The sequence below is a fragment of the Bacillus mojavensis genome (genome assembly GCF_012648005.1).
GTDB lineage: Bacteria > Bacillota > Bacilli > Bacillales > Bacillaceae > Bacillus > Bacillus mojavensis.
This window is the reverse complement of sequence record NZ_CP051464.1, coordinates 1,184,617-1,211,593: the sequence shown is the minus strand read 5'-3', so window position 1 is coordinate 1,211,593 and position 26,977 is coordinate 1,184,617. Positions and strand designations below refer to the sequence as shown.

Annotated in this window: 31 protein-coding genes and 2 pseudogenes; 9 read left to right on the top strand and 24 right to left on the bottom strand. The window is 45.4% G+C overall.

Annotated features, from left to right (window positions below; translation table 11 throughout):
- Window positions 1-27: 27 nt before the first annotated feature.
- The 4 genes from comZ to HC660_RS06205 form a co-directional block, all read right to left on the bottom strand.
- Complete coding sequence (gene comZ, locus HC660_RS06220) at window positions 28-219, bottom strand: ComG operon transcriptional repressor ComZ (RefSeq protein WP_003224559.1); 192 nt, start codon at window positions 217-219, stop codon at window positions 28-30.
- A 14-nt stretch (window positions 220-233) separates the two neighbouring features.
- On the bottom strand, window positions 234-1,187 hold the full coding sequence (locus tag HC660_RS06215; protein ID WP_010333730.1) for a transcriptional regulator Med: 954 nt from the start codon (window positions 1,185-1,187) through the stop codon (window positions 234-236).
- A gap of 91 nt (window positions 1,188-1,278) precedes the next feature.
- Complete coding sequence (locus HC660_RS06210) at window positions 1,279-1,842, bottom strand: hypothetical protein (RefSeq protein ID WP_168747415.1); 564 nt, start codon at window positions 1,840-1,842, stop codon at window positions 1,279-1,281.
- Between the two features lie 83 nt (window positions 1,843-1,925).
- Window positions 1,926-2,663, bottom strand: coding sequence for a hypothetical protein (locus HC660_RS06205; protein WP_168747414.1), 738 nt, complete (start codon window positions 2,661-2,663; stop codon window positions 1,926-1,928).
- Between the two features lie 258 nt (window positions 2,664-2,921).
- Between HC660_RS06205 and HC660_RS06200 the strand changes: the two genes are divergently transcribed.
- On the top strand, window positions 2,922-3,107 hold the full coding sequence (locus tag HC660_RS06200) for a YjzD family protein (protein WP_168747413.1): 186 nt from the start codon (window positions 2,922-2,924) through the stop codon (window positions 3,105-3,107).
- Window positions 3,108-3,152: 45 nt separating this feature from the next.
- Here HC660_RS06200 and HC660_RS06195 read toward each other — a convergent pair whose 3' ends face one another.
- From HC660_RS06195 to HC660_RS06135, 13 genes and pseudogenes are all read right to left on the bottom strand, one after another.
- Window positions 3,153-3,332 carry a YjzC family protein gene (locus HC660_RS06195; protein WP_010333726.1) on the bottom strand — a complete coding sequence of 60 codons (180 nt, stop codon included), beginning with the start codon at window positions 3,330-3,332 and terminating at the stop codon, window positions 3,153-3,155.
- 85 nt (window positions 3,333-3,417) lie between these two features.
- Window positions 3,418-4,390: pseudogene (gene argF, locus HC660_RS06190) on the bottom strand (ornithine carbamoyltransferase).
- Entirely contained in the window at window positions 4,378-7,470 is a 3,093-nt protein-coding gene (locus tag HC660_RS06185; protein WP_168747411.1) for a carbamoyl-phosphate synthase (glutamine-hydrolyzing) large subunit, read from the bottom strand. The pseudogene argF and the gene HC660_RS06185 overlap by 13 nt, the downstream one beginning before the upstream one ends.
- Window positions 7,463-8,524: a carbamoyl phosphate synthase small subunit gene (locus HC660_RS06180; RefSeq protein ID WP_010333723.1), complete on the bottom strand. Its 1,062-nt coding sequence runs from the start codon at window positions 8,522-8,524 to the stop codon at window positions 7,463-7,465. The genes HC660_RS06185 and HC660_RS06180 overlap by 8 nt, the downstream gene beginning before the upstream one ends.
- 70 nt (window positions 8,525-8,594) lie before the next feature.
- The gene (locus HC660_RS06175; RefSeq protein ID WP_168747410.1) at window positions 8,595-9,752 is read right to left on the bottom strand and encodes an acetylornithine transaminase; all 1,158 of its coding nucleotides are present in this window, start codon (window positions 9,750-9,752) and stop codon (window positions 8,595-8,597) included.
- Entirely contained in the window at window positions 9,749-10,525 is a 777-nt protein-coding gene (argB, locus tag HC660_RS06170; RefSeq protein WP_168747409.1) for an acetylglutamate kinase, read from the bottom strand. Before argB ends, HC660_RS06175 begins: the two co-directional genes overlap by 4 nt.
- Window positions 10,526-10,539: 14 nt before the next feature.
- Window positions 10,540-11,760, bottom strand: a complete 1,221-nt coding sequence (argJ, locus tag HC660_RS06165; RefSeq protein ID WP_168747408.1) for a bifunctional ornithine acetyltransferase/N-acetylglutamate synthase — start codon at window positions 11,758-11,760, stop codon at window positions 10,540-10,542.
- 19 nt (window positions 11,761-11,779) lie between these two features.
- Window positions 11,780-12,817 carry an N-acetyl-gamma-glutamyl-phosphate reductase gene (gene argC, locus HC660_RS06160; protein ID WP_168747407.1) on the bottom strand — a complete coding sequence of 346 codons (1,038 nt, stop codon included), beginning with the start codon at window positions 12,815-12,817 and terminating at the stop codon, window positions 11,780-11,782.
- 204 nt (window positions 12,818-13,021) lie between these two features.
- Window positions 13,022-13,561 (bottom strand): MFS transporter, encoded by a 540-nt coding sequence (locus HC660_RS06155; RefSeq protein ID WP_029441206.1) that lies wholly within the window; start codon window positions 13,559-13,561, stop codon window positions 13,022-13,024.
- Complete coding sequence (locus HC660_RS06150; RefSeq protein ID WP_168747406.1) at window positions 13,561-14,991, bottom strand: FAD-binding oxidoreductase; 1,431 nt, start codon at window positions 14,989-14,991, stop codon at window positions 13,561-13,563. Before HC660_RS06150 ends, HC660_RS06155 begins: the two co-directional genes overlap by 1 nt.
- A gap of 58 nt (window positions 14,992-15,049) precedes the next feature.
- Window positions 15,050-15,220, bottom strand: coding sequence for a YqaE/Pmp3 family membrane protein (locus HC660_RS06145; RefSeq protein WP_003224527.1), 171 nt, complete (start codon window positions 15,218-15,220; stop codon window positions 15,050-15,052).
- A 62-nt stretch (window positions 15,221-15,282) separates the two neighbouring features.
- Entirely contained in the window at window positions 15,283-15,591 is a 309-nt protein-coding gene (locus HC660_RS06140) for a metal-sulfur cluster assembly factor (RefSeq protein ID WP_010333717.1), read from the bottom strand.
- Between the two features lie 64 nt (window positions 15,592-15,655).
- On the bottom strand, window positions 15,656-16,423 hold the full coding sequence (locus HC660_RS06135; RefSeq protein WP_168747405.1) for an alpha/beta fold hydrolase: 768 nt from the start codon (window positions 16,421-16,423) through the stop codon (window positions 15,656-15,658).
- Window positions 16,424-16,542: 119 nt separating this feature from the next.
- Here HC660_RS06135 and yitU point away from each other — a divergent pair, with 119 nt between their 5' ends.
- The 3 genes from yitU (at window position 16,543) to HC660_RS06120 (ending at window position 17,808) form a co-directional block, all read left to right on the top strand.
- Window positions 16,543-17,355, top strand: a complete 813-nt coding sequence (yitU, locus tag HC660_RS06130; RefSeq protein WP_168747404.1) for a 5-amino-6-(5-phospho-D-ribitylamino)uracil phosphatase YitU — start codon at window positions 16,543-16,545, stop codon at window positions 17,353-17,355.
- Between the two features lie 103 nt (window positions 17,356-17,458).
- Window positions 17,459-17,611 (top strand): hypothetical protein, encoded by a 153-nt coding sequence (locus HC660_RS06125; protein WP_010329347.1) that lies wholly within the window; start codon window positions 17,459-17,461, stop codon window positions 17,609-17,611.
- Window positions 17,611-17,808: a DUF3813 domain-containing protein gene (locus HC660_RS06120; RefSeq protein ID WP_003224518.1), complete on the top strand. Its 198-nt coding sequence runs from the start codon at window positions 17,611-17,613 to the stop codon at window positions 17,806-17,808. The genes HC660_RS06125 and HC660_RS06120 overlap by 1 nt, the downstream gene beginning before the upstream one ends.
- A gap of 30 nt (window positions 17,809-17,838) precedes the next feature.
- Here the strand turns inward: HC660_RS06120 and HC660_RS06115 are convergent, their stop codons facing one another.
- Together HC660_RS06115 and HC660_RS06110 are read right to left on the bottom strand one after the other, a co-directional pair.
- Window positions 17,839-18,294 (bottom strand): BsuPI-related putative proteinase inhibitor, encoded by a 456-nt coding sequence (locus HC660_RS06115; RefSeq protein ID WP_010333713.1) that lies wholly within the window; start codon window positions 18,292-18,294, stop codon window positions 17,839-17,841.
- Window positions 18,295-18,312: 18 nt separating this feature from the next.
- Complete coding sequence (locus HC660_RS06110) at window positions 18,313-19,155, bottom strand: YitT family protein (RefSeq protein ID WP_010333712.1); 843 nt, start codon at window positions 19,153-19,155, stop codon at window positions 18,313-18,315.
- Window positions 19,156-19,293: 138 nt separating this feature from the next.
- On the opposite strand from HC660_RS06110, the gene HC660_RS06105 reads away from it, so the two are divergent.
- Entirely contained in the window at window positions 19,294-20,148 is an 855-nt protein-coding gene (locus HC660_RS06105; protein ID WP_168747403.1) for a DegV family protein, read from the top strand.
- Window positions 20,149-20,190: 42 nt separating this feature from the next.
- Here HC660_RS06105 and HC660_RS06100 read toward each other — a convergent pair whose 3' ends face one another.
- From HC660_RS06100 to HC660_RS06085, 4 genes are all read right to left on the bottom strand, one after another.
- Window positions 20,191-21,813, bottom strand: coding sequence for a M4 family metallopeptidase (locus HC660_RS06100; RefSeq protein ID WP_168747402.1), 1,623 nt, complete (start codon window positions 21,811-21,813; stop codon window positions 20,191-20,193).
- Between the two features lie 135 nt (window positions 21,814-21,948).
- Window positions 21,949-22,242: a DUF3784 domain-containing protein gene (locus tag HC660_RS06095; RefSeq protein ID WP_010333709.1), complete on the bottom strand. Its 294-nt coding sequence runs from the start codon at window positions 22,240-22,242 to the stop codon at window positions 21,949-21,951.
- A 19-nt stretch (window positions 22,243-22,261) separates the two neighbouring features.
- Window positions 22,262-22,849: an HAAS signaling domain-containing protein gene (locus tag HC660_RS06090; protein ID WP_168747401.1), complete on the bottom strand. Its 588-nt coding sequence runs from the start codon at window positions 22,847-22,849 to the stop codon at window positions 22,262-22,264.
- The gene (locus HC660_RS06085; protein WP_010333707.1) at window positions 22,846-23,193 is read right to left on the bottom strand and encodes a PadR family transcriptional regulator; all 348 of its coding nucleotides are present in this window, start codon (window positions 23,191-23,193) and stop codon (window positions 22,846-22,848) included. The genes HC660_RS06090 and HC660_RS06085 overlap by 4 nt, the downstream gene beginning before the upstream one ends.
- Before the next feature lie 181 nt (window positions 23,194-23,374).
- On the opposite strand from HC660_RS06085, the gene HC660_RS06080 reads away from it, so the two are divergent.
- From HC660_RS06080 to HC660_RS06070, 3 genes are read left to right on the top strand one after another with little or no spacing between them, the layout of a single operon-like run.
- Window positions 23,375-23,911: an SdpA family antimicrobial peptide system protein gene (locus tag HC660_RS06080; protein WP_168747400.1), complete on the top strand. Its 537-nt coding sequence runs from the start codon at window positions 23,375-23,377 to the stop codon at window positions 23,909-23,911.
- Complete coding sequence (locus HC660_RS06075) at window positions 23,896-24,831, top strand: sporulation-delaying protein SdpB family protein (protein WP_168747399.1); 936 nt, start codon at window positions 23,896-23,898, stop codon at window positions 24,829-24,831. Before HC660_RS06080 ends, HC660_RS06075 begins: the two co-directional genes overlap by 16 nt.
- Complete coding sequence (locus HC660_RS06070) at window positions 24,828-25,412, top strand: sporulation delaying protein family toxin (RefSeq protein WP_168747398.1); 585 nt, start codon at window positions 24,828-24,830, stop codon at window positions 25,410-25,412. The genes HC660_RS06075 and HC660_RS06070 overlap by 4 nt, the downstream gene beginning before the upstream one ends.
- Window positions 25,413-25,466: 54 nt before the next feature.
- On the opposite strand, the pseudogene HC660_RS06065 reads toward HC660_RS06070, so the two are convergent.
- Window positions 25,467-26,365, bottom strand: a pseudogene (locus HC660_RS06065) (CvfB family protein).
- Window positions 26,366-26,463: 98 nt separating this feature from the next.
- On the opposite strand from HC660_RS06065, the gene HC660_RS06060 reads away from it, so the two are divergent.
- A complete protein-coding gene (locus HC660_RS06060) occupies window positions 26,464-26,955 on the top strand; it encodes a YajQ family cyclic di-GMP-binding protein (RefSeq protein WP_168747396.1) in 492 nt (163 codons plus the stop codon).
- Window positions 26,956-26,977: the final 22 nt, after the last annotated feature.

Below are 26,977 nucleotides of genomic sequence, written 5' to 3'. Positions count from 1 at the left end.
AGCCACTTTCGAGAAAGTGGCTTCTTCTTATTCGGTTTCAGATTTTGCGTCGGATTTACCTAGCTCGTAGGCTTCCGCCATTACCGTTGTAAATAAATTCATAAACGGCTGAATGGCCTCCATCGACAGTTCTATTCCCGATTTTTCTAGCTGCTCTTTCGCTTCAGGCAGATATTTCATTGCAATTTGCAAAAACTCAAGTGATTTTTCGTGCTGCATGTGACGTCACCCCGTTACTCGTTTTTTGGCAGTTCACCTGTTTTGTTATACATTTTGACCAGTTTGGCGATTTTTTTCTGAAAGTCTTTGTCCACAAGCGGACTGAAGGTTCCCATTTCGACAACTCGGCTTTTCAGATCGTAATAGTGATCGCCGCCTTTTAAAGTGCCTTTGTCGAATTGCTCAGCTATGATTTCATAGGCCTTGTCCACATTTTGCACCGTGCTGGTTAACACGGTGTTCTCGCCAAGATCGGATTGATCTGTGACATAGCCGATCGCATATAGGCCGTCTTTTTTGATTTGCTGAATGACAGGAACATTATACCCATCTCCGGCAGGATACACAACATCTGCGCCTTCATTCTTCATTTTTTGATAAAGGTTAACCGCAGTCGAATCATCATCCCAGTGATCCGTATATTTTGTATTCACTTCTATATTAGGATCTTCATACTTAGCCCCTTTTATAAAGCCGTCAACTTCTGGCTGCCATGTAAAAGAAGCGATAACACCGACCTGATTGGTTTTTGACATATGGGCAGCAGTCATTCCGCCGAAAAAGCCGATTGCTTCCCCGCTGAGATGGACGCTTGTGACATTGTCCGCTTTTGCTTTTGCATTTGAAATCACAAACTGCATATCCGGATAGTCTTCACTGACCAAGTTAAATACTTCTTCAAACTCACTTCCATGGCCAAAGAGGAGATTGACGCCGCGCTTATGAAAATCTTCAATCGCATTTATAATATCTTCATCTGTTTTTACGCCTTCTTTATAGTAGACGTCCACATTGTATTTAGACTGTATATTCAATAATCCTTTATACCCTTTTGTGCCCCATACGAGGTCATTAATCGTATCAGGAAAGAGCATGCCGACCTTCTCAATTTTTCCTTTAAACGGAGTTTGTCCACATCCGCTTAATAAAAGGAGGACAGAAAAGATCATGACAAGCCTTGTGATCAAGTCATGTTCAACTCCTTTTTGACAAGCTATAACATGTATTAAAATGATATGTTTATTGTATCTAGAAAACTCGAAACATGGAAGGTTTTTCTTAATATTTGTCGAAAATTGATGGAAATTGTCTTTTCCACTCGAGAATTTTTGTTTTCGCTTCATCTTTGGAGGTTTTTTTAGTGATTTGCAAATCAAAAATGGAACTTTCGCCAGGATCACGGCCGGGGTCTAGCAGGAATCTCAAAAGCTCTTCAGCTACATCTTCTGTATAAAAGCCCTCTTCCTCCTGTTCTTCTTTCCACGGCCCATACATTTTCGGAAGAATCACCGCTTTTTCTGAACCTGTCTTTTCACGTTTCTCCCACTCTTTTCGGTCTTGTTCATATACCAAAACATAAGCTGATTTATATTGATCCAAAGGCAAAAAGCCGCTGCCATATTGGATACAAATTGTATCATATAATTGATCCTCAATGTGCTCGAGCTTCCGAAAGTGCTCATTTCTCCCAAGCCACATGAGTCTTTCCTCTAAGTACATTTGTCTGCTTTCATCATCTGTTTCAGCCAAAACGACATCGACGTATATGCCTTCATCCATCATTCGCTCGCATAAAGAAAGGCCGAAAAATTCATCCGCCCCTACAATCAGCGTTGATTTCATTTCATCTGCCGCCCTTCCGGTTTTTCATTTTATCCAAAGCAAAACAGCCTCCGCAAAAGAGAAGGCTATTGTTATTGTATTCTTTATAGCTCTTTTTCATGACTGTGAAAGAATTTGCAGATTGATGCATAGATCCTGCTTGGGTGCTCAAATAAATGAAACGTTATGTCAACCGGACAGCCTTGTTTTCGCTGCTGCATTTCCTTAAATACCTCCGCATGCAGGCTGTACGGATACGGAGATCCGGTCATCCTCTGCCATATATGAACCGGTACGCTGCTCGGATAGGTTTCGATTGTTTTATAACGAAGTGAAGCCGCTTCTTTTTCGGGGATTTCGTAGCTTTCCGATACTTCTTTCAAAAATTGCTTATAGAAAAATTTATTTTCTTTTTCTGATTCATAATGTGCCTGAAGATCGAGACAAGGATTCAACATCGCGGCTGATCGGATATGATCCGGGGAAAAACGAAGCAGTTCATCGGCCACGAGAGCGCCCATTCCTTCTGCTAAAATATGAATCTTCGGATTGAGTATTTCCTGCTTCAACACGAAATGTATCAGCTGCTTGGCATAGGTGACCGCTTTTTCCGCGCCCCAGTGCCTTCCGAACAGATTGCTGTTAAAAATGGTATAGCCTTCGTCCCTCAGCATATTTAAAAGCTGATTTCTGCCGTAATGCTGAAGCCAAAAGCTCGAATCATTACCGACAAAGTGGGTTCTGTCTCCGAGGACGAAGATACCGAAGCCGTTCGGACGATAGGGCAGATGAATCACGTTATGCTCCGTTCCCAATTGAAAATACCTTTCCGTTATTCCCATCGCTTGCCCGCCTCCTTTCACACTTCATCTCACGCTATCTTATGTAAAAAGAAAAGAAACGAATAAGGTAAAGTCCTAGCCTTTCTATGTTTTGGCTATTATACCAATTGACGATATTTATTTTTTATATTTTACCATTAAAAATGTGACGAATCAGACTCTTTTGTCACCTCACTTTCTTCTAAAATTAGATTCCCCCTTGGCTTTATGTATGGTATGATAACTTCTAGAATAGAATGAGAAGGACGAGGTGGAAACGTGCGATTTATTATTGCTTTTATTTGGACGTTCCTTTTATCGCATATGGCATGCTATTTGATTGCCAGCATGAACAGTGTAGCGTATAACTTCACAACATCATCCATAATTGCTGTCGTTTTATATGTGCTGATCATGGCGCTAGCAGCAATCATGCCTATGAACAACAATGCCAGCCAGCATTAATAAGCCAAAAACCCAAAACATATATTGTTTTGGGTTTTTTCGTGATCACGGTTTTCTTTTATACGTCCACAGGCGGTTGTGATTAGATGTTTCAGGAAACATATCTCCTGCAGACAGATGGACCTTTTGCGGATTTTTGACCATACTCCCCGTCTCGCCGATTTCTACGTAAACGCCGTTGTTGGGCGCTTTCTGCCCGGGCCGGAATTGATGTTGCTGTCCCACTGTTTTTCCTCCTTTTCCTTTTTCGTGTAGTATGCGCCTAAGCGGGTGTGAATATGTTTCCATAAAAAAACTGCTGAGAGCCGGCTCAGCAGTTTTTTTGGTTATTCTCCGTTGTATAGGATCGCCTTTAACAGCGCTTTTTGCACATGGAGGCGGTTTTCGGCCTGCTGGAATACAGCGGAATTCGGACCGTCAATAATCTCCGCCGTCACTTCTTCTTCACGGTGTGCAGGAAGACAGTGCAAAAATGTATAGTCAGGATTAGCATGGCTGACAAGCGATGCATTCACCTGGTAAGGCGAAAAGACTGCGAGACGCTCTTGCTCTTCCGCTTCCTGTCCCATGCTAGTGAATACATCTGAATAAATGACGTCCGCATTTTTTACGGCTTCAATCGGATCAGCTGTAAGTGTAATGGAAGCACCTGATTGAAGGGCCGCTGCCTTGGCTGCTTCCACCGCTTCGTCTAACACTTCGTATCCCTCAGGTGAAGCAATCGAGATATCACAGCCCATTTTTGTGCAGCCGATCATCAGGGAGTGCGCCACATTATTTCCGTCACCGATATATGCGACTTTCACACCTTTGAGATCGCCTTTGATTTCCTTGATCGTCAATAGATCCGCAAGCGCCTGGCAAGGATGATATTTATCGGTAAGCCCGTTGATAACTGGAATATCAGCGTGTTCAGCAAGCTCCTCCACCTTTTCATGCTCGAAGGTCCGGATCATGATCGCATCTACATAGCCTGAGAGCACTTTTGCCGTATCAGCCACAGTTTCACCGCGGCCCAGCTGCAGATCTTTCTGGCTTAAAAAGAGGGCATTTCCGCCAAGCTGCGCCATTCCGGCTTCAAATGAAACACGAGTCCGCGTGGATGATTTTTCAAAAATCATCGCAAGGGTTTTGCCTCGAAAAATAGGCTGAATTTTGTTTTGTTTCAGTTCACTGGCTTCAGCAAGCAACGCGCTGATATCCTGTTCACTGAGATCTTTTAGCGTTAATAGGTCTTTTCCGAATAGACTGGTTTGCGTTTCTCCCATATTCACTGTGTGCATGATGCCACTTCCTTTTTATAAAGATCTCTGAGGGAAACAGGGTGCGGACTGCCTGATCCGCTTTGCAAAAACGCCCGTACGGTTTCCTCTTCAGTAAAGACGGTAATGCCGTGTGTCATGGCTTCCAGACGCTCTTTGCGTGCTTCTTCAGAGCCGTTTAAATTGATATGAAGAGCTTTTTCATCCTGTTCCATCCATGAGGCGAATGTACCTTCATGAACCGTAAAACCGGCGTTTTCCGCTAATGTCTTCAAATCTTCGGGTCCGTTTTGCAAATAAATGCTTCCTTTTTGATTCCAAACACGCGTGTAGATTTTTTTCAAGGCGCTGTCGGCGTCGTATGCAACACACATGCCTTCTCCCGTCGATTTCATTTCCGGTCCAAGCTTCACATCTACATCTTGAATGGCATGTGTTGAAAAGACCGGGAACTTTATAGCAACGCCGTGGTGATTTTGAACTGCCGGGTTTACATCTTTTAGAGATGCCCCCGCCAGAAGCCGTGTGGCGAGCGGAATCATCGGAACCCCCATGACTTTGCTGACAACCGGAACTGTACGGCTCGCTCTCGGATTCACTTCAAGGACGAGAATGTTTTCGTTATCGATCACAAATTGGATGTTCATAATGCCTTTAAACGAAAGCTTTCGGGCAATTTTTTGTGCAGCATCTTTCATTCCTTGCTGCAATTTGTTTGTGACGGAAGGCCCCGGGAGAACGGCAAAGCTGTCCCCTGAGTGGACGCCCGCCCGCTCAATATGTTCGGTATATGTCGGGATAAAGACTTCTTCACCGTCGGAAATCAAATCAATTTCGACTTCTTTTCCTGACACGTACTGATCAATTAAAATGGGGTACGGCATGCTGTCTTCTCCGTCCAGCAGCTGAGAAAGCGCAGCTTCCGAGTCAACGATAATCATACCCATCCCGCCAATGACATAAGAAGGACGGATTAATACCGGATAGCCGATGCCGTTAGCTTTCTCTGCAGCCTCTTCTTTTGTATAGGCAATTTCTCCTTTAGCATGCTGCAATCCGAGTTCATCAAGAAGCTGATAAAATTGATCGCGATCCTCTAACACGTCAAGCGTTTCAAACGATGTGCCGAGAAGCGTGATTCCGGCTTTTTCGAGCGCTTCAGCAGCATTGATCGCGGTTTGGCCGCCGAACTGCACGATCGCAAAGTCAATGCTTTCCTGCTCCGCCACGTTTAATATTTGCTCCGTTGTCAGCGGTTCAAAATACAGTCGATCCGCAATTTCATAATCTGTGCTCACGGTTTCCGGGTTGTTGTTAATCATAATCGTTTCGAACCCAAGCTTTTGCAGCGTTAACACCCCATGAACAGCACTATAATCAAATTCAACGCCCTGGCCGATGCGGATCGGTCCTGATCCGATAATCAGCGCGCGCTTTTTCTCTTTGCGGCTGATGTCTCCATCGGTTTCTCCGAAATACGTGGAGTAAAAATAGTTGGTTTTCGCATCAAACTCAGCTGCGCAAGTATCAACAATTTTGAAGGAAGGCGTAATCCCCTTCTCCTTGCGAAGAGCGCGCACCTCTTCCTCTGTCTTGCCGATAAGCGAGGCAATCGTTGCATCTGAAAACCCTTTTTCCTTTGCCTTTTTTAATAAATCATAAGAGAGGTCGCTCCCCGCTTCCATGATCTGATTTTCCAGCTTAATGATATTGTTAAAGGTATGGAGGAAAAACGGGTCGATTTTTGTTTTTGCATGGATTTCTTCTATCGATATCCTTCGGCTTAACAGCTCCATCACAACGAAAAATCTTCGATCGTCAGGTGTGATTGCCAGTTCCCAGAGCGCTTCAATTGATAAGCCGCCGAGCTCGGGCAGATGCGTGCCGACGTTTTTCAGCTCAAGGGAGGCTGCCGCCTTTTGGATTGCCGCTTCTATATTACGTTCAATCGCCATCACTTCTCCGGTGGCTTTCATTTTCGTGCCGAGCTTGCGGTCCGCGTTTTTGAATTTATCAAACGGCCAGCGCGGAAACTTGACGATGACATAGTCCAATGCCGGTTCAAAGCTCGCATAAGTGGAGCCTGTAAGCGGGTTTTTTAATTCGGCAAGCGTGTATCCAACCGCCAATTTCGCAGCCATTTTCGCAATGGGATAACCTGTTGCTTTTGACGCGAGAGCAGATGAACGGCTCACACGCGGATTCACTTCTATAACGTAGTATTGCTTGCTGAACGGATCAAGCGCAAACTGAATGTTGCAGCCGCCTACGACATCAAGTGCCGAAATGATCGTCAGACTTGCCGTCCGGAGCATTTGATAGTCTTCATCAGTTAATGTTTGTGAAGGCGCCACTACGATTGAATCGCCTGTATGCACACCGACAGGATCGATGTTTTCCATATTACAGACGGTAATGCATGTGTTGTTGCTGTCACGCATCACTTCATATTCAATTTCTTTAAAGCCGGCAATGCTCTTTTCTACCAGGCATTGATTGATCGGGCTAGCCAAAAGTGCTTGCTTGATCATGGCGGTAAATGCTTCTTTCGTAGGCGCGATGCCCCCGCCTTTTCCGCCTAACGTGTAAGCAGGCCGGATAATGACCGGAAAGCCGATCGATTCCGCAAAGCGAATGGCGTCGGTTTCGTTATCGACAATTTCGCTCTCTGGAACTGGCTGATTCAGCTCGTTCATTAAAGAACGAAATTTCTCCCGGTCCTCTCCTTTTTGGATTGTATCCACGGATGTACCTAGAAGTTTGACGCCGTGCGCCTTTAGGATACCCGCCTCTTCAAGTTCAACCGCTAGATTCAGGGCAGTCTGCCCGCCTAAATTGGCCAAAAGTCCGTCGGGCTTTTCTTTCTTAATAATGTCTGTTAAGCTTTCCGCCGTGAGCGGTTCAAAATAAATGTCATCCGCGAAAGCTTCATCGGTCATAATTGTGGCCGGGTTGTTGTTGACGAGAATAACCCGATAGCCTTCTTCCTTGAGCGCGATGCACCCTTGAGTGCCTGAATAATCAAATTCTGCCGCCTGGCCGATGATAATCGGGCCTGAGCCGATTACTAATATGCTTGAAATACTGGTGTCTTTAGGCATGGGCGATTTCTCTCCTTGCTGGTATCACATTCTTTAAATAATCATCAAAAATCCATTCGCTTTCCGCCGGGCCGGGATGGGCTTCCGGGTGGAATTGCACACTCATGACTGGCAGCTTTTTATGAGAAAGCCCTTCAACTGACGTGTCATTGACATGGTGGAATCTGATCGTCAGCTCTTCTTGGTTGATGGATTTTTCATCAACCACATAGCTGTGATTTTGGCTGGTCATGAAAACCCGCTTCGTTTCACGGTCGATGACCGGATGGTTTGCGCCTCTGTGTCCAAACGGCAGCTTAAACGTATTTCCGCCAAAAGCGAGCGCAATCAGCTGATGGCCGAGACATATGCCGAGCGTCGGAAAACGGCTGACGATGTTTTTGATTTGTTCCATATACGGTGTAATGGCTTTCGGATCTCCGGGTCCGTTGGATAACACGACACCGTCCGGCTTTATGCCGTAAACAGTTTCCATTTGCTGATACGGTATAACGGTGACCTTGCAGCCTCGTTTCACGAGTGATGATGCAATTGATTTTTTATAGCCAAAGTCAATGAGAGCGATATGTTTATTTCCTTCGCCGATTGTGCTGATGTCCTGTGCTGCCGCCTGTTCTGCGACGTTCTCAGGCTGCAGAGCAATCTCAGCCGCTTCTTTAGAGGCAGTGACAGACGCCCCCATCGTTCCGTTCGCACGGATTTTTTTGACGACAGCCCTCGTATCGACATGGGATAAAAGCGGGATGTTCCATTTTTTCAGATATTCCTTAAGGCTGTATACCGCTTCATGATGAGAAAAATGATCGCATGCCTCGTAAACAACAGCTGCTTTCACTTGCGGTTTTTTGCTTTCAAAGTCGTTTTCATTAATGCCGTAGTTGCCGATCAGCGGATACGTAAATACGATAATCTGTCCTTTGTATGACGGGTCTGTCAGCACTTCCTGATAGCCCGTCATTCCTGTGAAAAACACAGCTTCGCCCGTGCAGTTTTCATGTCCGTCCAGTTCGCCGCTGAACACTGTCCCATCTTCTAATACTAAATAACCTTCCATCTAAAAGCCCACCTCTTGATGAATAATTAATTATAAAAATGAATTTTTATGCTTTTGTATCGAAAAAAATTTACAAATTGACAGCGGAATGCTGTGCAATCGCTTGTTTCAGCTTGCTGATGGCTTCTGTTATTTCATCCTTTGTCACGGTGAGCGGCGGCAGCAGACGAATCACGTTCGGTCCGGCCGGCAGTACGAGCAAGCCTAATGTCTGCAATTCAGCAATGATGTCTGCAACCGGCCCATCACACTCAATTCCAAGCATTAATCCTTTGCCGCGAATTTGCCTCACAAAAGGACTCTTCAGTTCAGCCTCCAGCTGATCTTTCAAAAACGCACCCTTATCAGCAGCCTCTTGCAGAAATTCAGGCTGGAATACAACCTGCAATGTTGCATTGACGGCGGCCATCGCCAGCATATTCCCTCCGAAAGTCGTTCCGTGAGACCCAGGAGTAAACGCTGCTCCCAGCTCTTTCTTTCCGATTACCGCACCGACTGGAAAGCCGTTCCCCAATCCTTTTGCAGCCGTGATGATATCAGGTGAGAGGCCGAAGTGTTCGTATGCGAAGCCTTTTCCTGTCCGTCCAATACCCGTCTGAATTTCATCTACGATCAGAAGCGCCTGCTTTTCCTTACAAAACGACTGTACGGCTGTTAAAAATTCTGCACTGGCCGGATTGACTCCGCCTTCTCCCTGTACGGTCTCAAGCATGACCGCGGCTATGTCGTCTTCCCCCCCAAGAGCGGCAAAAGCGGCTGGATCATTGTACAGGAGGTAGTGAAAGCCTTCCAGCATCGGGCCGAAGCCTGTTTTGATTTTATCCTGTCCGGTAGCTGCCATCCCTGCATAGGTGCGGCCGTGGAATGATTGGAGAAACGTGATGATTTTCGTTTTTCCAGTTGCCTTTCGTGCCAGCTTAATCGCGCCTTCATTCGCTTCCGCTCCGCTGTTGCAGAAAAAAACGAGATCTCCGGCACTGTTTGCCGCTAACTGCTGTGCCGCTTGCTCCTGAAGACTGTTTTCAAACAGATTGGATACGTGCCATACGCTGTCGAGCTGTTTTTTAACCGCTTCTGTGACCGCTTCATGGCAGTGGCCCAGGTTGGAAACCGCAATCCCTTGAATGAAATCGAGGTATGTTTTGCCGTTTTGATCCTCAACGCAAGTTCCCTTCGCTTTCTTTATCTCGATGTTCCACCGACCGTAGGTTTGAAACAAGCTGCTCATGAAACAGCCTCCTTTGCTTTGACGATTTTTGTTCCTTCAAATGTTTGATTTGAGAAAAACGACCCTTTTCCATTTACGATCATCACTTCTGAAACCTGATCCGATAAAGCTGACAAGGCTGAATTGACCTTCGGTATCATCCCGCCTGTGATCACTTCCTGTTTGATGAGAGTCTGAATTTCCTCAGGGGTCAGGATGTCGAGACGCTGTTTTTCCTTCATGATTCCCTCAACGTCTGTGACGAACATCAGCTTATCGGCTTTCAGCGCCCCGGCGACCGCCGAAGCCGCAAGATCAGCATTGACATTCAGTGTTTTGTAGTCGCTCGTCAAGGACAGGGGCGCGATAACCGGAATGATGTCTTCATCCATCAGCGCATTTACCATAGAGGCATTAACCTTTTTAATTTCTCCGACTTCGCCGTATGTGTCCGGATCGAGATAGTCTGCTTCGAGAAGGCCTCCATCCTTGCCGGACACTCCCGCAGCCCGCAGCCCGTGTTTGGCAAGCTCGGCAACGAAAAATTTATTGACTGAGCCGGACAGGACCATTTCAGCCACTTCCAATACCGGTTTGGTTGTTTTCCGCTGTCCGCCTGAGAACTCTGTTTTGATGTTTAACCGTTTCAGCATATGTGTAATTTCCGGTCCGCCGCCGTGCACAATTGCCAATTTCCATCCTGATTCCATCAATTCTTTCAGGCTTTGAAAAAATTCTTCCGACAGCTCACGGATGACACTTCCCCCGCATTTAAAAACGATTGTTTTCTTCATTGTGCTCCCCTTTATTACGTGCGATAGCTCGCATTAATTTTGATATAATCATAGGTCAGATCACAGCCCCATGCTCTTCCGTTCCCGTCCCCTTCATGCATCTTGATGACAATGGTGATCTGGTCTCCTTCGAGGTATTCTTTCGCGAGAGATTCAGAGAATGGCTGAGGTTCGTTGTTTTTAAACAGGCATTGGCCCCCGAGATAAACCTCTACTTCTTCAGCCTTCACCTGGGCCGCGCTGTGCCCGATAGCCCCGATAATGCGCCCCCAGTTTGCGTCTGTTCCGTACACAGCTGTTTTTACGAGGTTCGAACCGACAATTTTCTTGGCAATTACGTTTGCATCAAGATTGTTTTTTGCCCCTTTTACTTGGGCTTCGATTAGTTTTGTCGCGCCTTCTCCGTCTCTGGCAATCTCCTTAGCCAAATCCTCGCAAGTCATAAGAAGCGCTTTTTTAAAGAGCGGCCAGTCCTTATGATCTTCCGTAAGGCACTCATTTTCCGCGCAGCCATTTGCCATGACCAATACCATGTCATTGGTGGAGGTTTCTCCGTCAACTGTAATTTGATTAAAAGAGACATCAGTGATGTCGCGAAGCACTTTTTGCAGCGCTTTTTCTTCGATTGCCGCGTCTGTTGTCACAAACCCCAGCATGGTGGCCATGTTTGGGTGAATCATTCCGGAGCCTTTAGCCGCTCCGCCGATGGTGACTTTTTGACCGCCGATGGTCAGTTCATAGCACGTTTGCTTGATGACGGTATCTGTCGTTAAAATCGCTTCCTCGAAATCTCCCGATCCCGCAGGTGTTTGTTTCAGGAGCTCGATGCCTGCCTGAATTTTTTCCATGTCTAAATATTCGCCGATGACACCCGTTGATGAAACAGCGACAAACTCCGGCTCAATACCCAGCTGTAAAGCGAGGCTCCCCCGCATTTTGTATGCGTCCTCTAAGCCTTGTTCCCCTGTACAAGCATTGGCAATAGCGCTGTTGACAATGACTGCTTTCAGAGCTGATCCATGCTTTAAGCTGTCCTGTGTGACTTTAATCGGAGCCGCCTGGAAGTGGCTTTGCGTATAAACTGCCGCGCTCACTGCCGGTGTCTCGCTGATGATGACGCCAAGGTCTTTTTTCGAGTAGCGCAGTCCGCAATGCACACCCTTTGCCTGAAATCCTTTCGGCGAGGATATATCACCTTTTACTTTCACTATTTGATCTTCACTCAACTGAATCATGGTTCGATTCTCTCCTGTTCTATGGATAAATTGGTGTCATGGTCAGACCTGTCTCTTCGTTCCAGCCATTCATGATATTGAAATTTTGTACTGCCTGCCCGGCGGCACCCTTCATCAGATTATCAATTACAGATACGATCGTTACCCTGTTTGTTCTTTCGTCGAGGGTAACGGATACATCGCAGAAATTGCTGCCGAACACTTCCTTCGTTTGCGGATAATGCCCCATAGGCCTCACTCTCACAAAATATGAATCTTGGTAAAATTCCGAATATAAATCGTGCAGATCTTCTGCAGATAGATCAGATGTTAATTGCGTATACATCGTCGCCATGATTCCCCTTGTCATTGGAACCAAGTGAGCAGAGAATGTAATAGCCTTCAACTCTGGCTGCCATTCTTTTAACGTCTGTTCAATCTCGGGGGTGTGCTGATGTTCATTTACTTTATAAATTTTAAAATTGTCGTTAAGCTCAGAAAAATGAGTTCCCATGGACGCTTTCCTTCCCGCGCCGGAAACGCCTGTTTTCGCATCAACGATAACGAACGATTCATCAAGCAGCTTTTTTTGTGCCAAAGGCGCGAGGCCTAGCAGTACAGCCGTCGGAAAGCAACCTGGATTGGCGATGAGCTTCGCCTGCTGAATGTTTTTTTGATTCAGCTCTGAAAGGCCGTAAACCGCCTCTTGAATTGTTTCTTTTGGTGCCGCTGTCCGTTTATACCACTTTTCATATACAGCAGGCTCTTGTATCCTCAGATCACCTGACAGGTCAATAACCGGAATTCCCGCCTCTGCAAGCTGCGGAGTCAGTTCACTTGATACTCCCGGGGGCGCAGCAAGAAACATGACATCGATTTCTTGTTTGATTGTATTTATATCAATGGGCTTCAGCTTCTGCTCAGCCAAGCCGGTTAGATGAGGGTAAACATTACTATAGACCTTTCCTTCCCCGCTGGATGAATAAAGTATACATTCTTCTGCATGAGGATGATGTGTAAGAATCCTGACAAGTTCGGCGCCCCCATAACCCGTAGCACCTACAATTCCTATTTTCAAAACGAATTCACCTTCTTGGTCTTTGTGAAATTATTTAACATTATAACATGAATAAAAATTAATTCAATCGTATATTTAATATTTTTATTCATTTATAAATTTTCTGTTCAACAAAAAAATCCACTCATAAAAAGCAAACAGAAATCGCTTCAAATTGTTGTTCCAGCGCCTTTTGCAGCTGCATAAAAAAACAGGCTGACCGTGTCAGCCTGTTTTCATCATCATCAATCCGCTTAGAAAATATAGAATAGAGCTTGTATAAAAAATCATTTGCACCGTAAAAAAGTCGGCGAGAAAACCGCCGAGCATAATAGCAGCCGCTGAAAAAACAGCGGTCCAAAAGTGGTAATTCCCAATCTTTTTTCCGCGTTCCCCAGTGTCTGTAAAGTCGGCGATTAATACTTTTTCTCCGTGTTTTTGCATCGCTCCAAAGAGACCTAACAGCACTTGCACGATGTACACTTGAAGAACGCCGTTAACATGCGGGACATACAAAAGCAGAACCGCCATGCCCCATGAGTTCGCAAGCAGATAATAGCGGCTGTCGATCCTTTCAGACAGCCGGCCGAGGAGCGGGTAAATGAGCGCTCCGCTCAGTCCGAATAATCCATAGGAAAACCCGAACTGCGTATAGCTTGAGCCGATATTTTTCACAAACAGAATATAAAACGGAAAAATTAAACTGCTTGCGAAAAACACGCTGCTTTGTGAAAGTGTCAGCCATTTTAATTTGTTTTTCCCCATTATTTATACCTCTGATAAAAGTAATTCATAAACCGCTCATCCGGATCGTACGTGCGTTTTTTCTGAAAAAACGCTTCGGTTTTCGGGTACGCCTGTCTCATTTGCGCTTTTGTCTGATATGTCATATACGGCAGATAATAGCTTCCTCCGTGTTTGAGCGCAACGTCTGTCATGCGCCTGATGATCCGAGCAGTGTCAGCCTGGTCTTCTTTTAAGAAGCCCTCGTTGATTAAGAGCACGAGCGAAAACATATCTTCCTTCGCATAAGACAGGTCGGCCTTTTCGTTTTTTTGCACATATCGGATCGTGATATTAAGCAGATTCAGGTCTTCATGTGACAGCGTTTGTCTCAGGTCATCAATATAGGAAGCGTACTCCTTCACCGGCACAAAGTATTCCTGCAGCACGTCTGTATTTTCATTGTTTTCGTATTCGAGAAATTTTGATTCTGACCGCATGACGTTATTGCGTGAGATCTTTGTTCCATTTTGGCTTAGAAAATAGGATTGCTGGGTGTTCCAGAGCCAGTTTCTGCCCCACTCGTACCGTCTTGACAGGCCGAGCGCGAATTTCGTCACTTGTGTATGCTCGTCTTCTTTGAGATCGCTGTAAGATGTCAGCTGATTCTGCTCCTCTGCTAATGCGTAATTTGTGACATACATGTCTTTCAAAAATCCTTTTTCTGCTGTTGAGATGCGTGCCAGATGCATGCGGACACCGGGATTGCCTTTGACATGCTTTGCAAAATAGTCGACGTATGTACTGTAGTTCATTTTTTCCGTTTGCATGACGTACAGCTCGTCATCCGTTAATTCAAGCTCAACATCGAGAATCACGCCAAAAAGACCGTACCCGCCGATGACTGCTGAAAACAAATCATCTTTTGGAGTGACGGTGACAATTGAACCGTCGGCTTTTAATAGACGGAATGATTTGACTGTATCAATCAGCGATCCGTAGCGAATATCACGCCCGTGGGCATTGGCGCTGAGAGATCCTCCGATTGTAAAAATATTTTGTGATTGCATAACTTTTACCGCAAGCCCGTATGGATTCACGTATTTCTGTATGTCATTCCACGTCGCCCCGCTTTGGACCCTTATGGTTTTTTTCTCTTTATCGAAAGCGAGGATTTTGTTGTAGCCTGTCATGTCGAGAACGATGCCGTCCTCGTAATATGTATGGCCGCCCATCGAATGCTGGGTTCCGGCTATTGAGATTTTTATGTTTTTTCGATTGGCCTCTTTGACTGTGTCAATGAGGTTATTTTCTTCCTGCCCTTTCACTGTCTGCTTAATTTTCACCGGCATCAAACGGCTGACATCCGTCATCTCGCTGGAGTCGTTTTTTTGCTCCGAGTGAACAGAGTACGCAAACAGGGCAGCATACGCACCAGTGCACAGCGCGAATGCAAGCAATTTCTTTTTCATGGCGCTCTCCCTGTTTTTTATGGCCATTATACCATGTTTGCGTCCTCTTTTTTCCAGATTAACGTCTTGCCCGTTTTTCAGCGCGGCGGTCAGCCACGATAAAACAAGCGTGAATGGCGCCCGGCAGCCAAAAGATACATGTCAAAATGAGATTGAGCAGTGCCTGAAACGGCTTCCCCGTAAACAAAACAGCAAGCGGCGGGCATAGAACGGCAAGCAGGTACATCATTTCGCTTCACTCCTTTCAGTTTTAAAAAGGACAGCCTCACAGTAAGGCTGTCCTCTTTTGTTTTATTGTATGCCAAGTGCGATTTTTGCATATCTTGACATTTTGTCACGAGTCCAAGGCGGGTTCCACACAATGTGAACTTCCGTCTCTTTCACTTCTGGAATGTCCGATAACGCTTTTTTCACTTCATCCACGATAATTGGCGCTAAAGGGCAGCCCATTGATGTCAGTGTCATCGTAACGTGCGTTAAGCCGTCTTCATCCATATCAACATCGTATACTAACCCGAGGTTCACGATATCAACGCCAAGCTCAGGATCGACAACCTGTTCCAGGGCGCCCATAATGTTTTCTTTTAATGCTTCTTCCACGTTCCCTCACTCCTTTTTTTATACAGTATAACGTAAATCCGGACAGTGTTAATACCTTTGTGCTTTATAAATGCGTTTCAAACCATTCAACGGTTTTTAACACAGCTGCCCGCGGCACTTTATGATCCGCTCGTTCATCCGCAATAAACTGGAGACGTTCCGGCTGCTCGCGATAATGAGATTTAATCGTGTCATAAAATTTCCGGGTCGGCGCGTAAGGCACGACTTGATCTTTAACACCATGCCAAAATAAAAGCGGACGCTGCTGTAGTTTCTCCGGCTGACGGCTGAGATCCCGCATTTTAAGGCGCTCCATGAGCTCCTGCACCCTTTCCTCCGGCACATCGATATCAATGCCCTGAGATTTGATGTGGTCGATCTGCTGCTGGAACAGTTCAACATAATTCGGGCTTCCCATCAGACTGACGCCGGCTTTTACCCAATCATAAACCGTTAAGGCGCCAAGCGTTGTAATGCCGCCCATAGATGTACCCGCAAGCCCAATACGGCCGCCGTCTATCAGGCCTTCTTTCTCAAAATGATTCTTAAGTACATCAAGCTCTTCAATCTCGTTTAGCACGATGTCCCAAAAATAGCCGGCCAGCTTCTCAACAGCTATATGCTCTCCGCGTTCGCCATGGTGCAGCGCCTCCGGTAAAACAGCTCTGAAACCTTTTTCTGCAAGAAGATAAGCAAAATGAAGGTTGTGTTCCTTGGCGCTTGCAAAGCCATGTATAAAGAAAACAAGAGGAACGGCACGGTGCCTGTTCTCTTCTTTTACAATATGTAAAAACGGGATGCCGGAAACGGTTTGATTTTCAATTTGAATCACAATGTCCCCTCCTTAGGATAACCATAATCATAAGTGTAACATGTAGACAATAAAGATGGTAAAAAGCTACACTGTCATTAAGGCAGCTTACGCAAAATCTAAGGTTAAAGGAGCTTTTCATGGAGACAAAACCCTATGTAATCGCATTAGATTTAGATGGAACATTATTAAAGGACGATAAAACAATATCAGAAAACACCCTTCAAACGATACAGCGCCTAAAAAATGACGGACATTACGTCTGCATCTCCACCGGCCGGCCGTACCGTTCAAGTTCCATGTACTATGAGCAGATGAAGCTGACAACGCCAATTGTCAATTTTAACGGAGCGTTTGTCCATCATCCGCAGGACGACAGCTGGGGACGATATCATACCTCGCTGCCGCTTGATGTTGTCAAACAATTAGTGGATATTAGCGAAAGCTATAACGTACATAATGTGCTTGCCGAAGTCATTGATGACGTGTACTTTCATTACCATGACGAGCACTTGATTGATGCCTTTAACATGAATACAACAAATGTGACGGTCGGAGACTTGCGGGAAAATCTCGGTGAAGATGTTACATCCGTACTCATTCACGCAAAAGAAGAAGATGTACCGGCCATTCGCTCCTATTTATCGGATGTGCACGCCGAGGTGATCGATCATAGAAGATGGGCCGCGCCGTGGCATGTTATAGAAATTATTAAAAGCGGCATGAATAAAGCGGTCGGCCTGCAGAAAATCAGTGATTATTACGGTGTGCCGAGGGAGCGGATCATCGCTTTCGGAGATGAGGATAACGATTTGGAGATGCTTGAATTCGCGGGCTGCGGCGTTGCGATGGGAAATGGAATTGATGAGGTCAAGCAGATTGCCAACCGGACAACGGCTACAAATGAAGAGGACGGCGTGGCAAGATTTTTACAAGAATATTTCTCACTTTAAAGACCGCCCATTTTAATTTTTCCCACTCATAAACGTTACTTCGCCCCACCATACTATTGAAGACGACTCATCTCGTCAAAGTATGGAAGGGGGCAGTCTCACAATGGGTAAACGAAGCAAATCTAGAAGGTTTATTCACCAGGGTAAAGACTCCATCGGGCAACACGCCGCAAGATTTCCATATCGGTCTACTTTAGAAGAAGCTCACCAGCATGCCGCGGCACGAGACTCGGCTGAAAGGCAGTATGAATATTAATGAGAAACGAACTGTTTCAGCAGGCGAAATCATTTGTTCAACAGGCTGTCATGGTGACAAACGGCTTTGAGGAAGGCGATCAGGAGCAAGCGATTCTGAGGGCCAAAAATGCTGTGTCTTCTGCGTATGCCAATTCGACAGATGCGGAACGTCAACAGCTTCATCAATTTCAAGATCAACTGGATAAATTGCAATAAAAAAAGGCTATGGCGAATCGCCATAGCCTCTTATTTGACTTCAAATTGCTGAACAGCCTGAACCTGCTTGAGATTTTCCGCTTTGCCCTTAAAAGTTACCTTCACCTCGTAAGTTCCCGGCTCAGGGACTTCCTTCCACTCATCAGTGAAATCATAGGTTTCTCCCGGTTCAAGCGTCAGGTTTTGAAAAGCCTGTGTAAACATTTTGTCTTTTGAATAACGGTATCTTTCTTTGTGATCTGAATCGTACACGACAAGTTCAAATTTTTGTCCCGTGCTGAATTGAAACTCCACACTGCGTTCGCTTTGGTTCTTCAGTGACATGTTAAACTTGATTTGTTCAGGCTCCTGAATTGCGTCAACAGATAAAACAACCTCTTGATTCTCCATTCCGCCTGATACCTCCTTATCGGGTTCTGTCCGCTCATGTTTCCCGCAGCCCATTAAAAGCACCACAGGCAAGAGCATCACAAGCAGCCGTTTCACGACTTCCACCTGCTTTCGTCAGTCTTTTCTAAAGAAACCAAAAATCCCGGTCGTTTGGACAATGTTTGTAAATGCTTTCGGGTCCACTTCTTTTACGATTTTTTCTAAATCGTACAATTCATACCTCGTGATGACGATAATCATCATTTCTTTCGGCTCGTTTGTAAAAGCGCCTTTGGCTGGGACAGTCGTTATGCCCCGCACCATTTTTCCATAAATGGCTTCTTTAATTTCGTCCGCTTTTTTCGTCACAATCATCGCTGTCAGTTTCATATGGCGGGTATGAATCGCGTCGATCACCCTCGTTGTCACATACAAAGTAACAAGGGTATATAAAGCTTTCTCCCAACCTTGCAATAATCCTGCCGTCAGAATGATAATCCCGTTCAGAATAAAGAAATACGTGCCGACGGGTTTATCCTTCCACTTGGCCAGTACCATAGCGACGATATCAAGACCGCCTGTCGAAGCGCCGTACTTTAATGTTAAACCGATGCCGACCGCAGAAATTACGCCGCCGAATACCGCGTTCAGCAGGATGTCATGAGACAGTCTCATTTCCGGCAGGATTCCCATAAACAACGTGGTCAGTGCGACACTCAAAATGCTGTACACCGTAAACGATCTTCCGACCTTCAGCCACCCTAAAATACCGACCGGAATATTTAAGAGGAACAAGAGCGTTCCCGTCGATATGTAGAAGGGGGCATATTGGTCAACGACGCTTGATAAAAGCTGGGCGACACCCGTAAATCCGCTGGCATATACATCTGCTGGAATCAGAAATAAGTTCAGCCCGGCCGCATTGAGTAAAGCCCCGATGATGACGATGAGTAATTTTTTTGTTTGATCTAGTACCATGGCATGTTCCTCCGCTCATTCTTCTTTATTATGTTTTCCCTCAAAACAAATATTTGAACACGATTTTGAGTAATTAATATGATATAGTTGGCTTAAATCACATGATAACGAGCGATAAATGGAAAGAAGGGAAGCAAAATGACAGTTCACCTCATTGCTGACAGCGCGGCTGATCTGCCTCGTTCTTATTTTGAGGAAAACGGCCTTGGCTTTATCCCGCTTAGAGTTTCTCTCGGCGACAAAGAATATGAAGATGCAGTCACGATCCATGCGGAACAAATATTTGAAGCGATGCAAAATGGGGAAGCGCCCAAGACGTCCCAAGCCTCACCGCAAACCATTAAAAATGTATTTTTGCAATATGCCGAAACAGGAGAGCCCGCTCTTTACATTGCTTTTTCCTCAGGGCTCTCCGGCACCTATCAGACAGCCGTCATGATCGCCAATGAAGTGAAGGAAGAATTCCCAGATTTTGATTTGCGGGTGATTGATTCCAAATGCGCTTCATTAGGCTACGGTCTGGCCGTCCGGCATGCACGCGAACTCTGTATCAACGGAAATACAATACAAGAAATCGAAACGTCTGTAAAGAACTTTTGCGCACAGCTTGAGCACATTTTTACAGTCGATGATTTAACGTACCTCGCCCGGGGCGGCCGAATTTCAAAAACGTCCGCTTTTGTCGGCGGTCTGCTCAATATTAAACCACTGCTTCATATGGAGGACGGCAAGCTTGTGCCGCTTGAAAAAATCCGCGGACAGAAAAAGCTGTTCAAACGGATTATCGAATTAATGAAAGATCGAGGAGACAATTGGAGCGATCAAACCGTCGGAATCAGCTATGCCGCTAACGAAGGAACAGCCAATGAAATGAAACAATTGATCGAAGACGCCTTCAAGCCGAAAGACATCATCATGCACTCCATCGGCTCTGCTGTCGGATCCCATTCCGGACCCGGCACACTGGCGATATTTTTTCTGGGAAGGTCATAAAAAAAACAGCCAGGCTGAAAAGCCCTGGCTGTTTTTTCATTTTTATTGGATTCCGACTGCGTCATATGCCTTTTTGACAGAAGCTAATTGCTTCGAGCCCTCACCGTATAAATCCTTGGCAGCTTCGATTGCCGCTTGCCTCATCATGCTGAAGTCTGAAGAAGGCGTGACATAATAGGTCAAAGCCCGATAATAAATTTGCTCACAAGCTTCACGCCCGATCCCCTCTACCCGCACATCATGGTGTACGCCGCCTTCCGCGAGAAGATATGCCGCTTTATTGTGGATCGACGAATTGATATGCACCCCGCCGTAATCCTCTGTGCCCGTATAACGGTTTGAATAATGATCCGGATTCCCCTGCTTGGAAGGGTCCTCTAACGAACGTAAAGCATCCCCGCGTACGTCCGGCGTATATACATCCTCGCCGATTTCCCAGTCATCCCGGTCTGTCATCACCGCCATAATATCAGAAATGGATTCGTTTAACGCGCCGGGTTCTCCATGATATAAAAGGCCGGCGGAATACTGGGTGACCGCGTGTGTCATTTCATGCGCCACAATGTCGAGCGATCCGGAAAGCGGCTTAAACTTTGCGCCGTCACCATCCCCGTACACCATCTGCACACCGTTCCACGCCGCATTGTTCCACTGTTTTCCCACATGTACGGTAGACGTAATTCTTGCTCCGTTTTGATCGAAGGAATGGCGGCCAAACGTGCGGCTGTAATAGTCGTAAACCGTTTGCGCGTTTGCATGGGCATCTACAGCCGCCGGGTCTTTAAACACGGACGTGCCGCTGACCACTTCTTTGCCTGTATACCCGATCAATTGAGACAAAAGGGTAAATAAGGTTTCGTTCAGGTTCTTTGCGTCAAAAGTATTTATCCCTTTTCCCCTTGTTTCATCAGCCAAATAATAACGCCCATTCTGTTCAGTTACTTCAAAGCTTTTTTCTTCGCCTGATACGCCAATTCCTGTACCTGCTGCTTCATGAATGGCATTGAAAGAATCAATGACCTTTCCGCTTTTGGCATGAATGAAATAATGCCAATATCCAGGTTCAGGTTCAGACGTCGAAAGTCTTACAAGGTAGGCAAGATCATATGCGCCTTCGTGCGGATAAATATATAATTCGGCTTTTGGTTCCCCGTCAACATACTCGATTTTTCCAATAGATGCCTCAAGCGCACGGCGCGCTGTATGTATAGCTTTTTTCTTGGATACAGACGGTGTGACAGATATGTCATTTAGTTGCGGGTGTACCTTCCCGAAGAAACTTTTCACTTGTTTGTTTTCCTTCATCGCGACCGCCTGTCCAAAGCCGTATACAGGAATTCCTTTATACACTTCCTCTAATTTAAAAAACGTTTGTTTTGTCTTTGGATCCTTTATGGTTTTCGAAATGCGAAAATGGCTGTTCGCATTTCCTTTGAGCTTAAAATGCGTTTGGTGCTTGTCCAGATATGAAAAAAGCGCTTCTTTCTGCGTTAGGTTTTGAGCTGGCTGCCATGATGGCTGTGATTTTTCGATGATGTATGAAGGGGTTTGATACGTATGGTCGTATTTGATGCTTTGATCTGCTGAGGCATTTGATGCAAAAACACATTGAGCCGCCGTGCATAAGCCGGCCATGAACAGAGATGTCTTGAACAGTGTAGGCAAAACACCACATCCTTCCTGATTTGGAACTTATTTTTCGTTCATCCTAACAAAAAAACCGAAACTTGTATGTGGTGCTTCGTTCCTATTTTCAGGAAAAAGAAAGAAGGACAGAGGTTTCGCTCCGTCCTTCAGCTCCTATTCTACCAGTTTTTTATTCACGTAAATAATAACCCCTGCGCCATATGCCAAAATAAGCGGCGGAATCAGCTGCTCCTGGCCTTGAAATGAGATAAAGCTGTTCAGCAGAATGAACAAACCGGAATTCAAGAAAAAGTAGCCTGCTATTCTGGCCAGCCGATCCTTATCCCGGATACGTGCCTCATTAAACCCCGCCAGCATCCACGTCTGTTTTTTGATCCCGACCAAATAAGCTACCACAAAGAATAAAAGCGAAATGACAATTAATAGATAATTGATGCTGATTTCCATATTACAGCCTCCTACAACATTACTTGACGTTCAAATAAAGAAAAAAAGCGGCACAGCTAACCACAATCAGCAGAAGGACGACGAATGCATTGATGAGCGGCTGCACAAGAAGCACAACAGCCAAAAACAGCAGATAGCCCGCACCGACCCTGGAAATCGTGACAATCTCATGTTGAGAGCGCATTTTGTTTTTTCTTACACCCGCAAACATCATTACCTTCTTCCGCTTCCATACATAGCCTGCGAGCACCGCCAAATAAAGAGCCAATGGCACATATCTGTATGAGGGCGGCAGCAGCGGCAGGAGTATGATTACAGCAATAAGAAAGACCGAAAGTCCGCTTTTTCCTAACACAGAACCCCTCCGTTTCTGTTCCTCCCCTTCACCCATCATCGCTTCGGCAAGCTCTTTCGGATGAGAAAACTCAGTTTCGACAGCTTCCCGCAGATCCTCCACACTATGGCCGGCATTCATTCTGTCTTGTACAAAAGCGGTTAAATGGCCCTTCAATTCGGCTATCGTGTTTTCTCTCTCTACTTCAGGCATATTCGCCAGCTCAGCGTTTAGTTCCTCCGTATAGCGGTCAATGATGTGCTGTGCATTCATAGCAAATCCCCCGATAAGGACAATAAAGCTTGATGGGTTTCCAGGTATTTCTCCAGCCGTTCTTTTAACATCTCTTCTCCTTTTTGCGTCATTTTGTAGTACTTCCTTTTCGGGCCGTCCAAAGAATCTTGCCAAAAAAATTCGACCCAGTCCTTCTCCGTCATCCGTTTCAAAATCGGATAAATCGCACCCTCCGAAATAGCCAGTGCCGGAGTTGTTTTTAAGGACGATGTCAATTCATAACCATACATCGGCTTTGAGCGCAGCAGGGATAAAATGGCCAGCTCGAAAATTCCTTTGCGAAATTGAACAATCCAGCGGTCGTTAATTTGATTCGTTTTCATGGTTTAAATATATCGAAAAAACCACTATATATCAATGACATATAGCAGTGAAAAATGTCCTGTTTTTTCATTTAACAAAAATGGAATTTCTCCTACTTTCTAACCTTTTTATTACAAAAATGTTTTAATATGATGAAAAGTAAGAAAAGTGAATTTCGTCAGTTTAAAAAGGAGCAGTCGAATGCAGAAATCGATATCATTTTTTATCATTTTTTCGGTCCTCTGGGGGTCTTTATTTCTGTTTTCAATCATTGGCAGCTTAGGGACAACCCCGATTCCGCTGACAAAGGACTCCAAATTTCTCTTGTCCAGCGTCATTCCTCAGGGTTGGGGCTTTTTCAGCAAAAACCCCCGTGATACCGCCATCGGCTTATATGAGGATGGAAATGCCAGCGCCAAGGTCAGATGGCCCAATATGAGGGCTGATAACATATTCGGCCTGTATCGTTATGGGCGATCGCAGGGTGTAGAAATGGGCGTTATCTACAGCCAAGTCGGCAAGGAACAGTGGACAGAATGTAAAGAAACGGACCTGAGTGCCTGCAAAAGCAAAGCCAAAACCGTTCAGCTGCAAACACCGGCACCCCGCCCGCTGCTTTGCGGCAGCTATTATTTAACGAAAGAGGATATCGTTCCGTGGAGTTATTCTAAATATACCGCTTCGTCTTATCAGATAAAAAGCATAGTCAAGGTTGTGATCTCATGCTCGAAAACATAAAACAGACCATCACCGGATGGGACGAGAGAAACCCGTGGACAAATGTATACGGACTCGCGCGAAGCATTATTGCTTTATCCAGCCTGCTGACGCTGCTCGTCAATCATCCGAGCCTCATTATGAAGCCCGCCAGCGGAATCAGCAGTTATCCTGCTTGTAAAATGAATTTCAGTCTCTTTTGCCTCGGCGAAAATAACTATATGATGTTAAACCTGGTCAGGTGGATCTGCATTGCCATTCTGGTGCTTGTTGTGATCGGATGGCGCCCCAGAATCACCGGGATACTTCATTGGTATGTCAGTTACAGCCTCCAGTCGTCGTTAATTGTCATCGACGGAGGCGAGCAGGCAGCCGCAGTTATGACATTTTTGCTCATTCCTATCACGCTGACCGATCCGAGAAAATGGCATTGGAGCGGAAGGCCTGATGATGCAGAGGGCCAAAGAACAATTGGAAAAATCACAGCATTTATTTCTTATTTTGTCATCAGGCTCCAAGTAGCAGTGCTTTATTTTCACTCTACTGTCGCTAAGCTGTCTCAGCAGGAATGGGTGGACGGTACAGCCGTCTATTATTTCGCCCAGGAAAAAACCATCGGCTTCAACGGCTTTTTTCAGGCATTAACGAAGCCGTTTGTGACTAGTCCGTTTGTGGTGATTCCGACATGGGGGACGCTTCTCGTCCAGATTGTCATCTTTGCGGCACTGTTCGCGCCGAAGAAGCATTGGAGATTGATTTTAATCATCGCTGTTTTTATGCATGAGATATTCGCGGTTATGCTGGGTTTAATCAGCTTTTCAATCATCATGGCCGGCATTTTGATATTGTATCTCACTCCAATTGATTCCACGTTTCAATTTACATATATTCGCAGACTGAAGTGGAATAAAAAAGAAAAGAAGGGAGAGGTTTCAGTTTGAAGAAGGCGTTTCTCGTATTTTTGTCGGTTGTATTGGTGACGACAGTGTTTATGGTGAAGCAGCAGGAAAGTGTAGCACAGGCAAAGCAGCTTCAGTATTCGGGTGAAGAGATTTTTAAAGGGTTTGTGTTCGCTCAGGGTGAAGTGGGCAAACAGCTTCCAGAGGTATTTAATAAAGCCATGACTGACAAACTCAACACAAAACAGGCAAAGGCTTTTGCCAATCAGGTTGTTGCTGATATTAAAAAAGAGGATGCTGACTTTTTTGACAATCTGAAGAAAGCTGTTTACAGCAAAGATGCAATGAAGGTGGATGAACTGCTGAAAAAAGCGGGTCAAATCGTTGAAGAAAAAGTAGAAGCTGCAAAAGAAATTGCCGCTTCCAAGGATGATACGTCCAGAGTTCAAGCTGAGCTCGTCAACACGGTCGAAACCGCTAACTATTTCTATTATGTCTCTTATGTTGCCGCAGCCGGTGCGCTGATTCTTGTCATTCTTGCCATTGATATTACTCCGATCGCGATTTCAGACAATGTGGATCGCGAAATGGCAATCAGAACGCTGGTTGATGAATTAAATTAGAAATAAAAAACGGCTCGCTCCGCAGTTCTGCTGCAGGCGAGCCATTTTCATGCGCTATTTTTTCTCGTATGTCCAGCCGTCTTCCTGATACACTTTTCCGTTTTTCATTAAGTGGCCGAGCGCCCGTTTAAAGGCGGCCTTGCTCATGTTAAAACGTTCTTTGATATCATCAGGCTGGCTTTTGTCGCTGTACGGCATGGCGCCATTTCTTGTTCTTATATACGTAAGAATATACTCGGCATCAACAGACAGCGCATCCTGCTTTCTCGGAAGTAGCGACATATTCACTGAGCCGTCTTCCTTCACTTGAATCACTCGTCCTGTCACTCTTGAGCCGAGTCTTGGCTCTTCTTTTCTTTCTGTTGAATGAATAAAACCACGGATTCCGTCATCCGTAATGATGAACGATCCTGAAGCGATCAGCCTGTACACCGTTCCGGTCAGCTCTTTATTCATCAGGTCGTCTGAAGCGTCCGTAAACAGCTCGCTGATGATATCCTCCGGTGCGGGTTTGGCAAACATGCGCCCCCGATTCGTCACCTTCAGCATACAGTAGAGCTTATCCCCTTTTTGCGGCCAAACATCTTCATACGGCGGCAGATGCTCTGTTGCGACAAGCGCGTCTTTCGAGAGGCCGACATCGACGAATACGCCCATATCCTCTACCGTGTCCACTACCTCTACCCAACCGTATTCATCCGCGCTGATGACCGGAATTTTCATCGTTGCTGCGAGCCGTTCCTGCTGGTCAACGTATATAAAGACCTCTACCTCATCTCTGTCTTCTATATCCTCTGTCACTTCACTGTTATGTAAGAGAATCGTATCTTCTCCATCGGTTAAAAAGTAACCGAAGTCAGTTTCGTGATCTATACTCAAGGTTAACTGCTGCCCTGGTCTCATGCTATCGTCCTTCCTCTTCCCGCTGATTTCACTGCGGATCTTGTTAACATTTTTTCCAATCATCACAAATTGATTCTTTGTTCTGTTGGAAGTTTCTCTTTATTCTACTATAATCAACACATAAGTTAAATGTTATGGAGGTTTTCATATGGCAAAAGAAAGTTCTTTTGATATTGTATCCAAGGTGGAGCTCCCTGAGGTGCAAAACGCGATTCAAATCGCACTGAAGGAAATCAGCACACGCTATGACTTCAAAGGGAGCAAAAGTGACATTTCATTAGATAAAGAAGAGCTTGTTCTTATTTCCGATGATGAATTTAAATTAAGCCAGCTCAAGGATGTGCTTGTCAGCAAATTGATTAAGCGCAACGTCCCGACAAAAAATATTGATTACGCCAAAATTGAGAATGCGTCCGGCGGCACCGTGCGCCAGCGTGCAAAGCTCGTTCAAGGGATTGACAAAGACAACGCAAAAAAAATCAATACGATCATCAAAAACTCCGGACTGAAAGTGAAATCTCAGGTACAGGATGATCAAGTGCGTGTCACTGGAAAAAACAAGGATGATCTTCAGCAGGTTATCGCAGCAGTTCGAGGTGCCGATCTGCCAATTGACGTTCAATTTATAAATTTCAGATAAATTTTTCTGATTCCTATTGATT

Bases quoted from the DNA above. Each gene is read 5' to 3' on its own strand.
- HC660_RS06080 (WP_168747400.1), top strand. From the start codon at position 23,375: ATGCAGAAATCGATATCATTTTTTATCATTTTTTCGGTCCTCTGGGGG.
- HC660_RS06120 (WP_003224518.1), top strand. From the start codon at position 17,611: ATGAGAAACGAACTGTTTCAGCAGGCGAAATCATTTGTTCAACAGGCT.
- HC660_RS06210 (WP_168747415.1), bottom strand. From the start codon at position 1,842: ATGAAATCAACGCTGATTGTAGGGGCGGATGAATTTTTCGGCCTTTCT.
- HC660_RS06145 (WP_003224527.1), bottom strand. From the start codon at position 15,220: ATGATGTACCTGCTTGCCGTTCTATGCCCGCCGCTTGCTGTTTTGTTT.
- HC660_RS06095 (WP_010333709.1), bottom strand. From the start codon at position 22,242: ATGGAAATCAGCATCAATTATCTATTAATTGTCATTTCGCTTTTATTC.
- HC660_RS06110 (WP_010333712.1), bottom strand. From the start codon at position 19,155: ATGGTACTAGATCAAACAAAAAAATTACTCATCGTCATCATCGGGGCT.
- HC660_RS06105 (WP_168747403.1), top strand. From the start codon at position 19,294: ATGACAGTTCACCTCATTGCTGACAGCGCGGCTGATCTGCCTCGTTCT.
- yitU (WP_168747404.1), top strand. From the start codon at position 16,543: ATGGAGACAAAACCCTATGTAATCGCATTAGATTTAGATGGAACATTA.
- HC660_RS06075 (WP_168747399.1), top strand. From the start codon at position 23,896: ATGCTCGAAAACATAAAACAGACCATCACCGGATGGGACGAGAGAAAC.
- argB (WP_168747409.1), bottom strand. From the start codon at position 10,525: ATGAAGAAAACAATCGTTTTTAAATGCGGGGGAAGTGTCATCCGTGAG.
- HC660_RS06175 (WP_168747410.1), bottom strand. From the start codon at position 9,752: ATGAGCAGCTTGTTTCAAACCTACGGTCGGTGGAACATCGAGATAAAG.
- HC660_RS06085 (WP_010333707.1), bottom strand. From the start codon at position 23,193: ATGAAAACGAATCAAATTAACGACCGCTGGATTGTTCAATTTCGCAAA.
- HC660_RS06155 (WP_029441206.1), bottom strand. From the start codon at position 13,561: ATGGGGAAAAACAAATTAAAATGGCTGACACTTTCACAAAGCAGCGTG.
- HC660_RS06150 (WP_168747406.1), bottom strand. From the start codon at position 14,991: ATGAAAAAGAAATTGCTTGCATTCGCGCTGTGCACTGGTGCGTATGCT.
- HC660_RS06060 (WP_168747396.1), top strand. From the start codon at position 26,464: ATGGCAAAAGAAAGTTCTTTTGATATTGTATCCAAGGTGGAGCTCCCT.
- HC660_RS06205 (WP_168747414.1), bottom strand. From the start codon at position 2,663: ATGGGAATAACGGAAAGGTATTTTCAATTGGGAACGGAGCATAACGTG.
- comZ (WP_003224559.1), bottom strand. From the start codon at position 219: ATGCAGCACGAAAAATCACTTGAGTTTTTGCAAATTGCAATGAAATAT.
- HC660_RS06180 (WP_010333723.1), bottom strand. From the start codon at position 8,524: ATGGAAGGTTATTTAGTATTAGAAGATGGGACAGTGTTCAGCGGCGAA.
- argJ (WP_168747408.1), bottom strand. From the start codon at position 11,760: ATGATTCAGTTGAGTGAAGATCAAATAGTGAAAGTAAAAGGTGATATA.
- HC660_RS06185 (WP_168747411.1), bottom strand. From the start codon at position 7,470: ATGCCTAAAGACACCAGTATTTCAAGCATATTAGTAATCGGCTCAGGC.
- HC660_RS06090 (WP_168747401.1), bottom strand. From the start codon at position 22,849: ATGAATGCACAGCACATCATTGACCGCTATACGGAGGAACTAAACGCT.
- HC660_RS06125 (WP_010329347.1), top strand. From the start codon at position 17,459: ATGGGTAAACGAAGCAAATCTAGAAGGTTTATTCACCAGGGTAAAGAC.